The organism is Nocardiopsis sp. iso_186, assembly GCF_056173365.1.
This window is the reverse complement of the sequence record NZ_CM149670.1, coordinates 2,033,423-2,047,607: the sequence shown is the minus strand read 5'-3', so window position 1 is coordinate 2,047,607 and position 14,185 is coordinate 2,033,423. Positions and strand designations below refer to the sequence as shown.

Sequence of the window (14,185 nt, the reverse complement as noted above, 5' to 3'; positions counted from 1 at the left end):
CGGGCGTCACTGCTCATCGCGCAGTAGTGCCTCCAACGCGCCGAGGTCGTCGTCCTCCAGCGACACCAGGGACATGGCGGCGGGCCCGGCCGGGGTATCCGCCGGTTCCTCTGCGAGCGGACGTGCGGCGCGGGCCAGCGCGTCCGGGGTCTTGTGGGCGAACACGTCCTGGACGGTGATGGCCAGACCGCGGGCGCGCAGCCGGTTGCCGAGCTGGATGGCCAGGATGCTGTCGCCGCCCAGGGCGAAGAAGTCGGTGTCAACGCCGGCGTCGGGCAGTCCCAGGACGTCGGCGAAGGCGGCACACAGCGTCGTCTCCACGGCGGTGCGGGGGCGGTGCCGTCCGCTGAACACGGCCAGGTCGGGTTCGGGCAGTGCCGCGCGGTCAACCTTGCGGTTGGCCGTGAGCGGGAACCGGTCGAGGAGCGTGATCGCTGCGGGCACCATGTATTCCGGCAGTGTCCGTGCCAGGTCCTGGCGCAGTCGGACCGGGTCGGGGGCTGTGCCGGTGTGCGCTACTGCGTAGCCCAGCAGCCGGGGGCGTCCGGTCGCGTCCTCCCGGGCCACGACGACGGCCTGGGCGACGTCGGGATGTTCGGTGAGGGCCGCCTCGATCTCGCCCAACTCGATCCGGAAACCGCGGATCTTGACCTGGTGATCGCTGCGCCCCAGAAAGTCCAGTGACCCGTCGGCCCGCCAGCTCGCCAGGTCACCGGTGCGATACATCCGCTCCCCCGGCCCCCCGTACGGATCGGCGACGAACCGCTCGGCCGACAGATCGGGACGACCGACATATCCCCTGGCCAGTCCGATCCCCGCGATGTAGAGGTCGCCGGGGGTGCCCTCCCCCACCGGGTGCAGGGCACCGTCGAGCACGTAGACCCGGGTGTTGGCGATGGGCCGCCCGATACCCACCCGGCGTCCCGTCACACGGTCGGCGGTGGACCACACCGTGGTCTCGGTCGGACCGTAGAGGTTCACCGCGCCGCGTGTTCCATGCGCGAGGTCCTCGGCCAGGTCGGGGGGAAGCGCCTCGCCCCCCACGAGGGCGCGCAGCCCGCTCGCCGCCGTCGGGGCGTGGGCAAGCAGCGCCCGCCACAGGGTGGGGGTGGCCTGCATGACGGTGGCCCCGCTGGAGGCGCACAGGGCCGCCAACGCCGCGGGGTCGCGCACCGTCTCCTTGCCGGCCAGCACCAGGGTTGCTCCGGCCATGAGCGGCAGGTAGAGCTCCAGGGCGAAGATGTCGAAGCCCACCGTGGTGACCGCCAGCATCCGGTCCTCGGGCGTGAGCGGGAACCGGGCGGCCATGTCGGCGAGGAAGTTGGCCAGGGCGTCGTCGGGCACCGCCACCCCCTTGGGGCGTCCGGTGGAACCGGAGGTGTAGAGCAGGTAGGCCAGTTCGTCGGCGCGGCGGGAACCGACACGCTCCTCGGAAGCGAGGGGGGTGTCGGGGAGTGCGGCGAGGGCGGTCAGGGTGTCGGGCGCGTCCAGGACCACCCGTTCGGCCGTGTCGGGGAGAGCGGGGGCGAGGTCGGTGGTGGTCACCAGGAGGACCGCGCCGGAGTCGGCGAGCATGTGGGCGAGCCGGTCCGCGGGGAAACCGGGGTCGAGGGGCAGGTAGGCGGCCCCGGTCTTGCGCACCGCCAGGAGGGCGGCGACGAGGTCAACGCTGCGCTCCAGCGCCACTGCCACGACGCGTTCGGGGGCCGCACCGCGCCGCAGGAGAAGCCGCGCCAAGCGGTCGGCGCGCGCGTCGAGGTCGCGGTAGGAACATTTCCCCTCGTCGCTGACAACGGCGACGTGGTCGGGAGCATTGCGTGCGGCGACCTCCATGCGGTGAAACGAGGAGGGTCCGACCGGACCGCTGACCGCGGGCGCACCGAAGGATTGCACGGTCGCACGGCGTGTTGGGGGCAGCAGGTACGGCCGGCCCACCGGCCGGTCGGCCGAGGGAGGGGTGGGCGCGGTGAATCCGGTGAGGAACTCGGTGAGCTCTGCGGCGCGCTCGGCGAGGTCGGCTTCGGGGTAGCGTGCGGCGTTGGCGTTGGCGTGGACCTGGAGGGTGTCGCCGGTTCGGCGCACCGACAGCGAGAGGTCGTTGACCGGCCCCTCCGAAAGCGTGTGCGTGAGTGCCCCCGCCCCGGCAAAGGACAACGCATAGTCGAACGCCTTGATATTGACCATCGGACCGTACAGACCCGTCGCACGACCCACCAGCCCCAGATCACGCCGCACCTCCTCCGCCCGGTACCGCTGATGCCCACGCACCCCCCGCAGGCCATCCCGGGTCGCGGCGACCAGGGCGTGAACGCCGGTGGCCGGACCGATGTCCAATCGCAGGGGCAGGATGTTGACGACCATGGCGGGGGTGCGCAGCGCCACCGACCCCAGACGCCCCATCACCGGCACCCCCACCACCACGTCACGACGCCCCGTACGACGATGGGTGTAGGCGGCGACACCGGCGACCACGGCCTCGGCCCAGGTCGCCCCGCTGCGCCCGCCCAGCGCGTCGAGTGCGCCGGCCATGCCCTCCGGCAGGTCGAGGACGTGTCTTCGGCAGCCCCGTGCGGGTGCGGGAGGGGCGGTGCTGAGCAGTGCGGGTTCGGGCCGGTCGGCCAGGGTCTTCGTCCAGAACGCACGGTCGGCGAGGTACTGGGGGCCGGCACGGTAGGCGGCCTCGGCCCCGACGACGTCGGCCAGGGTCCCGAAGCGGCGGGGCGGCACACGTCCGGCCGCCAGTGCGGTGTGCACCTCGGCGACGCGGCGGGCCAGGGTGGTGATCCCGTAGGCGTCGAGAATGATGTGGTGGGCCCGCTGGTACCACAGGTGCTGGTCGTCGGCGAGGCGGTAGACGGTGTAGTCGAACAGCGGTCCGCTCAGCGGGTTGACGGCGGTGGCCATGTCGCGGTGCATGAGCCCGTATGCGACGGTGCGGGGGTCGGTGTGGCCGCGCAGGTCCACCACCGGCAGCGACCAGTCCAGTCGGGGCCGGATGATCTGGTGGGGGACGTCGCCCTCGACGCCCAGACCGGTGCGCAGCGCATCGGTCTCGTCGATGACCGCACGCACGGCCTCTTCGAAGACGGCGAGATCCAGGGGGCCGGTGATCCGGGCGTACTGGCCGACGTTGTAGGCGGCCGTCCCCGGATCGACGCGCAGCGCGTACCACACGCCCAGTTGGGCGCCGGTCAGTGCCAGGCGGACACTGTCGGGGGAGTTCATGGTCTCCTGCTCTCGGTGGGTGGGGCGCTGACGAAGGGGATCACAGGTCACGCAACAGGGCTTCGATGTCGTCGATCTCGTCCTGGTCCAGGGAGACCAGTGACAGGTCCGAGGGGGTGGCCCCGCCCGCACCGGTGCCGGCCGCGTGGGCGGCGATACCGCGCAATGCCGCGAACCATCCTTCGGCCAGGTCGTCAACCTGCTGTTCACTGACCAGCCGGGGCGCCCACCGCCAGGACGCCACCAGGCGCACGGCGCCGTCCTCCTCGTGGACGACCGCGTTGACCTCGACGGGGTGGCTGAGCGGCTGGTCCGGGTCGGCGGTGTCGGGCAGTTCGGCCGCTTCGGGGACGCGCTGCCATGGAGCGTCCGTGCCCACCGGGAAGCGGCCCAGGTAGTTGAACAGCAGACCGGGGGTGTCCAGGCGGGCGAGCTCGGCCGCGGTGTCGGGGGCGAGGTGGCGCAGCAGGCCGAACCCGATTCCGTGGTCGGGGACGCGGCGCAGTGCCTCTTTGACGCGTTTGACGGCGACGCCCGCGGCCGGGCCGCCCGCGACGGCGTCCTCGGCGTCCAGACCGCCCAGGTCCAGTGCCACGGGGTAGACGGTGGTGAACCAGCCGACCGTGCGCGACAGCTCGGCACCGCCGATGACGTCCTCGCGACCGTGGCCCTCGATGTCTACCCGCCAGGCCCCTGCGGGGACGCCCGGGGCGCGCCATCGGGCGAGTGCCAGCGCGAGGGCGCTCAGGAGCACGTCGTCGGCGCCCGCTCCGAAGGCGGGTGCGACGACGCTCAGAACGGTGTCGGTGAGGTCGGCGGACAGGGTGTAGGTGCGGGTGGCCGCGGTGGCGACCGTATCGCCGGCGGGGTCCAGGCGTGCGGTGAACGGTGCGGGCGCGGCCAGGGTCGCACGCCACAGGTCGAGTTCACCGGCGCGGTGGGCGCCGCGGGCGTGCTCGACGAGGTCTTCGGCCCAACGGCGCAGGGGGGTCCCCGTGGGTTGGGGGGCGGGGTCCCGCCCGGCCAGCGCCGCCGTATAGGCCCGGCCCAGGTCGGGCAGCAGGATGCGCCAGGAGACGCCGTCAACGGCGAGGTGGTGCACGACCAGCAGGAGCCGGCCGGGTCGGTCGGGGCCCGCGTCCAGGCGTACGGCGGCCACGACCCGACCCGCGGCGGGGTCGAGGCGGTCGGCCGCGGCGTGGGCCTCGTGGGCGGTTCGGTGCCGGAGGGCGTCGCCGTCCAGACCGGACAGGTCCGCCTCGCGCAGGACCTCCTCCGCGCGTACCGTGCCGGGGGGCGGGACCAGTGCGCCGGCGTCGGGGTCGGCCGGGTCAACGATCAGGCGAAGCGCGTCGTGGTGGTCCAACAACGCCTGGAGGGCCGTGGTGAGCGCCCTGTGGTCGGTGGGGGCCGGCAGGCGCACCAACTGGGTCTGGTTGTACCGGCGCACCGGACCGCCGCGCTCGAACAGGTCGCGCATGATCGGGGTCCACGGCAGGCGGCCCAGGCCGGCCTCGGGATCTGCCGCCCGGGGGGATTCGGTGTCGTCGAGGGGGACCGCGACGCCGGCGAGTCCGGCGACCGTCGGATGCTCGAAGACGTCGCGGGTGGAGAGGGCCAGTCCCAGTCCGCGCACACGACCCACCAATTGGATGGAGACGATGCTGTCACCGCCGAGGGCGAAGAAGTCGTCGTCAACGGTCACCTCGGGGAGGCCGAGCACCTCGGCGAACGCGGCGGCCAACGCTGCTTCGACGGTGTCGGCTGCCCCCCGCCCCGTCCCCCTGCCCGGGGTCTGGGGCGCGGGCAGCGCGGACACGTCGAGCTTGCCGCTGACCATCAGCGGCAGGTCGTCCATGACGACCAGGGCCGAGGGGACGAGGTGCGTCGGCAGGACCCGGGCGAGTTCGGCGCCGAGCGCATCGGGGTCGAGGGCGGTGTCGGGGCCGGGGACGGCGTAGCCGACCAGGCGCGGCCCCGCGGGACCGTCCGAACGTGCCACGACCGCGCACCGTGCGACCCCCCGCAGTTCCGCCAGTGCGGCCTCGACCTCTCCGGGTTCCACGCGCAGGCCGCGGATCTTGACCTGGCCGTCGGCGCGGCCCAGGATCTCGACCCGGCCGTCGGCGCGCAGCCGGGCGCGGTCGCCGGTGCGGTACATGCGTGCTCCCGGTGCGGCGAAGGGGTCGGCGACGAATCGCTCGGCGGTTCCGCCGGGGCGGTTGAGGTACCCCAGTGCCAGGTGGGCTCCGGAGAGGTAGAGCTCGCCGGCCACACCTGGCGGTACCGGTCGCAGCCAGGCGTCGAGCACGTAGCGGGCGGTGCCGGGCAGTGGATGCCCCGCAGTGGGCGCGGGAGTGTCGGCGACGTCCCCGACGAGGGCGTCCACGGTGCTCTCGGTGGGGCCGTAGAGATTGAGCACCCGGGTGTCGGGCAGGGCCCGCATCCGCGTCCACAGCGATGCGGGGAACGCCTCACCCCCCACCACCGCGATCCGCGGCATGGTGAAGTCGTGGCCCGCGTCCAGGAGCCGCTGCCAGAACGTCGGGGTGAAGTCCAGGTAGTCGATGGCGTGTTCGGTGACGTAGCGGGCCAGGCGCGGCGGGTCAAGGTAGTGGTCCTGGTCCAGCAGGTGGAGTTCGTGTCCCAGGAACAGCGCCAGGAAGGCGTCCCAGGAGGCGTCGAAGGTGAAGGACACGGTGTGGGCGACGCGCAGCGGCTCCCGCGCGGAGCCGAACAAACCGGTGCGGTGGTGGTCGAGCAGGTTGGCCAGGGCCCGGCGCGGCACGACCACGCCCTTAGGGGTTCCGGTGGAGCCCGAGGTGGAGACGAGGTAGGCGGGGGCGTCGGGCGTCCGGGGAGGATCGGCCGGGGGTGGGCCGGGAGCATCGACGCGGTCGGACGCGTCGAGGTCGATGACCGGGCTCTTCTCCGGCAACTCGGTGTCGAAGCCGGCGGCGCGCAGGACGGCGACGGGTGCGAGGTCGGCGAGGAGCGTCGCCAGTCGCGCGGGCGGGTGGTCGGCGTCGAGGACCAGGTAGGCGGCGCCGACCTTGAGGGCGGCCAGGATCGCCACGGGCAGGCGGACCGAGCGGGGCACCGCCAGCGCGATCCGGTCGCCCGGCGCCACTCCACGGGTGCGCAGCAGGCGGGCCAGGCGCTCGGCGGCCGCGTCGAGCTCGGCGAAGGTGAGCACGCCGGCGGGGTGGACCAGTGCGCGACGGTCCGGCCACCGGGCGACGGTGTCCGCGAAGACGTCGGCCGCGTCCCGGGGGGCGGTGGCGAGCGGGGCGGGCGCAAGCGTCGTTCTTTCGGCGCCGGTGACCAGGGCGAGGCGGTTCACCGGCTGGTCGGGGTCGGCCGCGATCTGTTCCAGCAGGCCGGCGATCCGGTTGACCAGTTCGCGGGCCGTCGCCTCGGGGAGCACGCCGATGCGGTGGTCCAGGTGCAGCAGCAGGCGCCGGCGAGGGTAGGCGGTAAGGGTGAGGGGGTAGTGGGTGGCGTCGTCGAAGGACACCGCGCTCAGCACCGCACCGGCGAAGTCCCGACCGCGCAGCTCCTGGTCGTCGGGGTGGTTCTCCACGACCAGGAGCGTGTCGAAGAGGGTGCCCAGGCCCGCAGCGCGCTGCACCTGTGGGAGCCCGGCGTGCTGGTGGTCCAGCAGCGCGGCCTGCTCGGCGTGGACCCGACGCAGCAGTGCGGCGGCGCTCTCCCCCGGGTTCAGTCGGACCCGTGCCGGCACGGTGTTGACGAACAGTCCGACCATCTCCTCGACACCGGGCAGCGCGGCCGGGCGCCCCGACACGGTCTCGCCGAAGACCACGTCGGTGCGGTCGGCGAGCGTGCCCAGCACCAGGGCCCACACGGCGCGCAGCAGCGTGCCCGTGGTGATCTCCAGTCGGCGCACCAGGTCGGCGAGGCGCCCGGTGAGTTCCGGGGAGAGCTCCAGGCGGGCGCGCACGGCCGGCCCGGTGTCGGCGTCACCGTTGGGGGCGACCAGGGTGGGGCCGTCGAGCCCGCTCAGGGCGCTGCGCCAGGCGTCCTCCGCGACGGAGGGGTCCTGGTCGGCCAGCCAGGCGAGGTGGTCGCGGTAGGCCGGTGCCGGGTCGAGGGGGTACCCGGCGTACTGGGCGAGCAGGTCGCGCAGGAGCAGGGGCATCGACCATCCGTCCAGGACGGCGTGGTGGTGGGTCAGGACCAACCGGGAGGCGTGCGCGGACATCCGCACCAGAGCCATGCGCAGCAGCGGCGGTCGCGCCAGGTCGAAGCCGGCCGCGCGTTCGGCGCGGGCGACGCCGGCCACCAACGCCTCGGGGTCACCGGCCGGGTCCGCGGTGTCGGACCGCCAGGGCAGCCGCGCGCCCTCGACGACGAACTGCACCGGTTCGTCAAGGCCCTCGTGGGCGAACCCGGCGCGCAGGTTGGGGTAGCGCTGTAGCAGAGCGTCGGCGGCCCGGTGCAGCCGCTCGGGGTCGATGTCACCGGCCAGTTCAAGAACGGCCTGGTAGACGTAGGTGTCGTCGGCTCCGCCGTGCAGGGCGTGGAAGACGAAACCCGCCTGTAGTGGGGTGGTGGGCCAGATCTGGTCAACGCCGGCCGGGCCGGCCGCGGTCGTCACGGCGCGCCGCTGGGCGTCGGTGAGGGGCACGTCGAGGACGGTGGCCGAAGGGGCGGTTGCGGCCGTGCGGGCCGCGCGGGCCAGTGCGGCGACCGTGCGCAGCTCGAACACCTCGCGCACGGTGAGTTCCAGCCCTGCCGACCGGGCCCGGCCCACCAGTTTCATGGCGGTGATGCTGTCGCCGCCCAAAGCGAAGAAGTCGTCGTCCGTCCCGGGTTCGGTACCGGCCAGCAGTCGCCCGACGGCGGTTGCGAGGACCTGCTCGGCCCGGTTGCGGGGGGCCGTGCGCTGGACGGGGGCGGCGGCGTCGGGCGCGGGAAGCGCCGCGCGGTTGACCTTGTTGCTCGATGTCAGCGGTAGCGCGTCGAGGAACACCAACGCTGAGGGGACCATGTAGTCGGGAAGCAGCCGGGCCAGTGCCCCCAGCAGTACGGCGGGATCGGGGCGTTCACCGGTGCCCACCACGGCATAACCGGTCAACTGGGTGACGCCGGCCGCGCTGGCGTGCGCGGCGGCTGCCGCAGCGGTCACCCCCGGCTGGCGGGCCAGGACCGACTCGATCTCGCCGAGTTCGATGCGGTGCCCGCGAATCTTGACCTGGTGGTCGGTGCGGCCCAGGAAGTCGGTGCGGCCGTCGGCGCGCACCCGGGCACGGTCCCCGGTCCGGTAGAGCCGGGTGCCGGGCGGACCGAAGGGGTCGGCGACGAAGGCCGCGCTGGTGAGGTCGGGGCGCCCGGCGTAACCGCGGGCGGTGAACGGGCCGCCGATGAAGAGGTCGCCCACCGTTCCCGGCGGCACGGGGCGCAGTGCGTGGTCGAGTACGTGGAACCGGTAGCCGGGAAGGGGACGGCCGATGGTGGGATCGGCGGGGTCGGTGACCTGCTCGGCCGATGCCCAGACGGTGGCTTCGGTGGGGCCGTAGAGGTTGGTCACCCGGGCACCCGCCGCGGCGAGGCCGGTGGCCAGATCGGCGGGCAGGCTCTCGCCGCCGGTGAGCAGCCTCAGCCCGGGGAGGATCTGTGGTGCCTCGCTCAACAGCGCTCGCCACAGCGTGGGGGTGCCCTGCATGACGTCGGCGCCGCTAAAGGCGCGCAGGGCCGCCAACGCCGCGGGGTCCAGCACCGTGTCGCGGTCGGCGAGAACCACGGTCGCGCCGTGCAGCAGGGGCAGGAACAGTTCCAGGACGGAGATGTCGAAGACGAGCGTGGTCACGGCCAGCATCCGCTCGCCCCGCCCCAATGGCACCGCTTCCCCGACGGAGGCCAGGAAGGCGTCCATCGCGCCGCGGGACACCACCACGCCCTTGGGCCGACCGGTTGAGCCCGAGGTGAAGATGGCGTAGGCGGTCGCGGCCGGGTCGCGCAGGGCCTGTTCGCCGCCAGTCAGCGGCTTCGGGGAGAGCGAGCGCAGTTCAGCGGCGGTTTCGGGGGCGTCCAGGATGATCGTCGCGACGTCGTCGGGCAAGGCGGCAGCGAGCTCGGTGGTGGTGACGAGTAGGCGCGCCCGGGCGTCGGACAGCATCCCGGTGATGCGCCCGGCGGGTTGTGCGGGGTCGAGCGGCAGGTAGGCGCCTCCGGCACGCAGTATCCCCAGCAGGGTCGGCACCAGCACCGAGGAACGAGGCAGGGCCACGCCCGTGACCGACTCGGGCCCCGCACCCCGGGCGGCGAGCAGGCGCGCGGTCCGGTTGGCGGCGGCGTCGAGTTCGGCGTAGTCCAGGACGGCGTCGGCGGCGACGACGGCGGGAGCGCCCGGGTCGAGCCGGGCGTACTCGGCGACGCGGTCGGTGAGGTCAACGGTTTCGGGGGCGGGGGCCGCGGGCGGGTGCGCGCGCTCGTGGGGGGAGCGCGGGTCGATGTCGCGGACCCGGACCCCGGGATCGGTCGCGACTTGGGTGAGGACCGCCGCGAGGCGGTCGAGGATCAGGGCGGCCTCCCGCGCGTCGAAGGCGTCGGTGCGGTGAACCAGCCGCAGCCCGAGGCGTGCGCCGGGGAACACGCTCAGCGCCAACGGGTAGTGGGTGGCGTCGGTGACGGTGGTGTCGGTGACGGTCAGCCCGCCGTGCTCCCCGTCCGCCACGCGTGCACGCAAGGGGAAGTTCTCGAAGACCAGGAGGGTGTCGAAGAGGGGGCCCAGACCTGCGGCGCGTTGAATGTCGGCCAGGCCGCGGTGCTGGTGCTCCAACAGCGCGGTCTGGCGGGCGCGCAGGTCGCCGAGCACGTCGCTCACGCGGTCGCCCGGGCGGGCCTGCACGCGGACGGCGATGGTGTTGATGAACATCCCGATCGCGGTCTCGGCGTCGGCGACGTCGGCGGATCGTCCGGCGACGGTGGCACCGAACACGACGTCGGGACTGTCGGTGAGGGCGCCGAGCAGCAGCCCCCACCCTGCCTGGACGAGCGTGTTGGGGGTGGTGCCGAGGCGTCGGGCGGTGGCGTCGAGGGCGTCGGTGGTCGCGCCCGGCAGTTCCAGTAGGGCGGTTGCGGTCGGCCCCGGGACTGCGGTCGGTGCTTCGGGCGCCACGAGGGTCGGGGCGGACAGTCCGCGCAGTTCCGCGGCCCATGCCTCATCGGCCGACCGGTTGTCGCGCCCGGCGAGCCACTCCAGGTGGGCACGTATCGGGCCAGGCCCGGCCGGCGCGGTTCCCGACGCGCCGGTGGCGTAGAGGTGGAGGAGATCGCGCAGGTAGAGAGGGATGGACCAGCCGTCGAGCAGGATGTGGTGGTGGGTGACGGCGATGCGCTGGTGTCCCGGTCCCAGCCGGATCAGCGTGACGCGCCACAACGGGGGCCTGGTCAGGTCGAAGGGCTCGGCGAGATCGTGCTCGGCGAGATCGGTGAGGGCACGTGCGCGCTCGTCGTCGGACAGCTCACCCAGGTCAACCTCGGTGAGCGGCGCGTGGATGCCGACGGCCGCGAACTGAACGGGCGAGGCGTCACCGTCCTGCCAGAAGCCCGTGCGCAGGGCGGGGTGGCGGTTGGCCAGTGCGGCCAGCGCAGCGCGCAACCGCGCGGTATCCAGTTCACCGTCCAGGTCCACTTGGGTGCGTACGACGTAGGGATCGTGTCCGGCAAAGTAGCGGCTCTGGAAGAACAACCCCTCCTGGAGGGGGGTGAGGGGCAGGACGTGGTCGATGCCGGTCGGGCCATCGGGGTCGAGCCCGGCCCGGTCCGCCCGGATCAGACGCTCGATGTCGGCGTCGGGTCGGAGGGACACCGCCGATACGGGGGCCGGGGCGGCCGTGGCGACGCGCGCGAGGGCCGCAACGGTCCGGTGCTCGAAGACCTGCGCCATGGTCAGGGCGATTCCGGCGGTGCGCGCCCGGTTCACGGCCTGGATGGCCAGGATGCTGTCGCCGCCCAGCGCGAAGAAGTCGTCGTCAACACCTACGGCGTCGCCGCCGAGAAGGTCACCGAAGACAGCGAGCAGCGTCCGCTCCCCCGCGCCGCGCGGTGCACGTCCGCTGGGACCGGCGACGGGCCCGGGTTCGGGCAGTGCGGCACGGTCGATCTTGCGGTTGGCGGTCAGTGGCAGGGCGTCCAACGTCACCAGCGCTGCGGGAAGCATGGAGTCGGGCAGCCGACCGGCCAGGTGGGTGCGCAGTTCCGCCGGGTCGGGCTCCCGTCCGACAGGGACCAGGTACCCGACGAGGACGGTACGCCCCGGGGTGTCCTCCCGGGCCACGACGACGGCCTGGGCGACGTCGGGATGTTCGGTGAGGGCCGCCTCGATCTCGCCCAACTCGATCCGGAAACCGCGGATCTTGACCTGGTGATCGCTGCGCCCCAGAAAGTCCAGTGACCCGTCGGCCCGCCAGCTCGCCAGGTCACCGGTGCGATACATCCGCTCCCCCGGCCCCCCGTACGGATCGGCGACGAACCGCTCGGCGGTGAGGGAGAACCGGCCCAGGTAGCCGTGGGCGAGACCGGCTCCGGCGATGTAGAGGTCGCCGGGGGTGCCCTCCCCCACCGGGTGCAGGGCACCGTCGAGCACGTAGACCCGGGTGTTGGCGATGGGCCGCCCGATGCTCACCTCCCCGCTCTCCACGGCTGCTGCCGTGGACCACACCGTGGTCTCGGTCGGACCGTAGAGGTTGGTGGTGGGACCGTGGGCGGCCAGTCGGCGGGCCAGGGCGGGGGGCAGTGCTTCGCCGCCCACCAGGATGCGCAGCCCTCTCAGGACATCGGCGTTCTCGTCGGCCAGGGCCTGCCACAGGGTGGGGGTGGCCTGCATGACGGTGGCCCCGCTGGAGGCGCACAGGGCCGCCAACGCCGCGGGGTCGCGCACCGTGTCACGGGTGGCCAGGACCACGGCCGCGCCGTGCAGCAGCGGCAGGTAGAGCTCCAGGGCGAAGATGTCGAAGCCCACCGTGGTGACCGCCAGCATCCGGTCCTCGGGCGCGAGCGGGAACCGGGCGGCCATGTTGACGAGGAAGTTGACGAGGCCGCGGTGGGAGACGACCACCCCCTTGGGGCGGCCGGTGGAACCGGAGGTGTAGAGGACGTAGGCGGCGCTGTCGATGGCCGACGTGCCCGAGCCGGCCCCGGCTCGGTCGAAGGGGCGCCCCGGGGCCGCGGCCACCGCGGTCAGGGTGTCGGGCGCGTCCAGGACCACCCGTTCGGCCGTGTCGGGGAGGGCGGGGGCGAGGTCGGTGGTGGTCACCAGGAGGACCGCGCCGGAGTCGGCGAGCATGTGGGCGAGCCGGTCCGCGGGGAAACCGGGGTCGAGGGGCAGGTAGGCGGCCCCGGTCTTGAGCACGGCAAGGAGGGTGGCGACGAGGTCGGCGGTGCGCTCCAGCGCCACTGCCACGACCCGGCCGGGAGCCGCACCGCGCTGGTGGAGGACGTGGGCCAGCCGGTCGGCGCGGGCGTCGAGTCGCCCGTGGGTGACAACGGCGTCTGCGGTGATCAGAGCGGGGGCGTCGGGAGTACGTGCGGCGGCCTCCGCCAACAGATCGGGCAGTGGCCGGTCGGGCACGGCACGGTCGGTGGCGTTGAGGCCGGTCAGGAGCCGGTGGCGCTCGCCGTCGGTGAGGAGGCCCAGGCGGGCCACGGGATCGGTGGTGCGTGCCCGGGACAGGTCGGTGAGCAGTCGGACGAATTCGGCCAGGCGCTGTGCGGCGTCGGCCGCACAGTAGCGTGCGGCGTTGGCGTTGAGTTCAAAGCGCAGGGCACTGTCGGTGCCGCGGTAGACCGACAGCGAGAGGTCGTTGACCGGGCCCTCCGAAAGCGTGTGCGTGAGTGCCCCCGCCCCGGCAAAGGACAACGCATAGTCGAACGCCTTGATATTGACCATCGGACCGTACAGACCCGTCGCACGACCCACCAGCCCCAGATCACGCCGCACCTCCTCCGCCCGGTACCGCTGATGCCCACGCACCCCCCGCAGCCGGTCGAGGGTGTGGGCCAGGGCATCGCCGATAGCGGTGGCGGGGGCGAGGTCCAGGCACAGTGGCAACACGTTGACGACCATGGCGGGGGTGCGCAGCGCCACCGACCCCAGACGCCCCATCACCGGCACCCCCACCACCACGTCACGACGCCCCGTACGACGATGGGTGTAGAGACCGAAGGCCGCGATGACCGTCTCGGCCCACGTCCCTCCGGTCTCGGCGGCGAGTCGGTCGATCCCGGCGAGGGCATCGGGGCCGAGCCCGCCGTCGGCGCGGACGGTGGTGCGGGGCGGCGCGGGCGGGGCATCGCTGAGCAGGGCGGGTTCGGCCCGACCGGACAGCAGCTCCCCCCAGTAGGTACGGTCCGCGGCGGCAGCGGCGGAACCGGTGTACGCGTGCTCGGCGGCGATGACGTCGGCCAGTGCTCCGGTGCGCGCTGCCCGGGGCTCGCTTCCCTCGGCCAGGGCGGTGTAGACCTCCGCGACCCGGCGGGCGACCTGCGTGACGGTGAAGGCGTCGGCGACGACGTGGTGGTAGCGCTGGTACCACAGGCAGCGGTGCTCGCTTAGGAGGAGCAGGGCGTGGGCGTGCGGCGGCCCCGCCGCGAGATCGGCGGGCACCGCCATGTCCTGGCGCATCCATTCCAGTGCCGTGGCCTCGGGGTCGGCCTGCGTCCGCAGGTCGCGCACGTCCAACAGGGGGTCCCAGTCGTCGAGGACCTCTTGCAGGGGATGGCCGTCCGCGTCGGCGAAGCGGGTTCTCAGCGCCTCGGCCTCGGCGACCGCCTTGCGCAGGGCGGCCGCCAGCAGCCGGGGATCGAGGGCCGCCGGGATGTCAACGTACTGCCCGACGTTGTAGACGGGGTTGGTGACGTCAACCTGCTGGGCGTACCAGACGCCGGCCTGGGCCGCGGTGAGCGGGAGGCGGGATGCGGAGTGGTCGGCCATCGG

Annotated in this window: 2 protein-coding genes; both read right to left on the bottom strand. The window is 73.5% G+C overall.

Annotation, left to right across the window (positions count from 1 at the left end; all coding sequences use genetic code 11):
- Nucleotides 1-6 precede the first annotated feature (6 nt).
- Nucleotides 7-3,225: an amino acid adenylation domain-containing protein gene (locus AC0VYP_RS09130; protein WP_475473474.1), complete on the bottom strand. Its 3,219-nt coding sequence runs from the start codon at nt 3,223-3,225 to the stop codon at nt 7-9.
- Nucleotides 3,226-3,265: 40 nt separating this feature from the next.
- Nucleotides 3,266-14,182, bottom strand: a complete 10,917-nt coding sequence (locus AC0VYP_RS09125; protein ID WP_475473473.1) for an amino acid adenylation domain-containing protein — start codon at nt 14,180-14,182, stop codon at nt 3,266-3,268.
- Between the last annotated feature and the right edge of the window lie 3 nt (nt 14,183-14,185).

Coding starts and splice junctions, on each gene's coding strand:
- AC0VYP_RS09125 (WP_475473473.1), bottom strand. CDS start 14,182: ATGGCCGACCACTCCGCATCCCGCCTCCCGCTCACCGCGGCCCAGGCC.
- AC0VYP_RS09130 (WP_475473474.1), bottom strand. CDS start 3,225: ATGAACTCCCCCGACAGTGTCCGCCTGGCACTGACCGGCGCCCAACTG.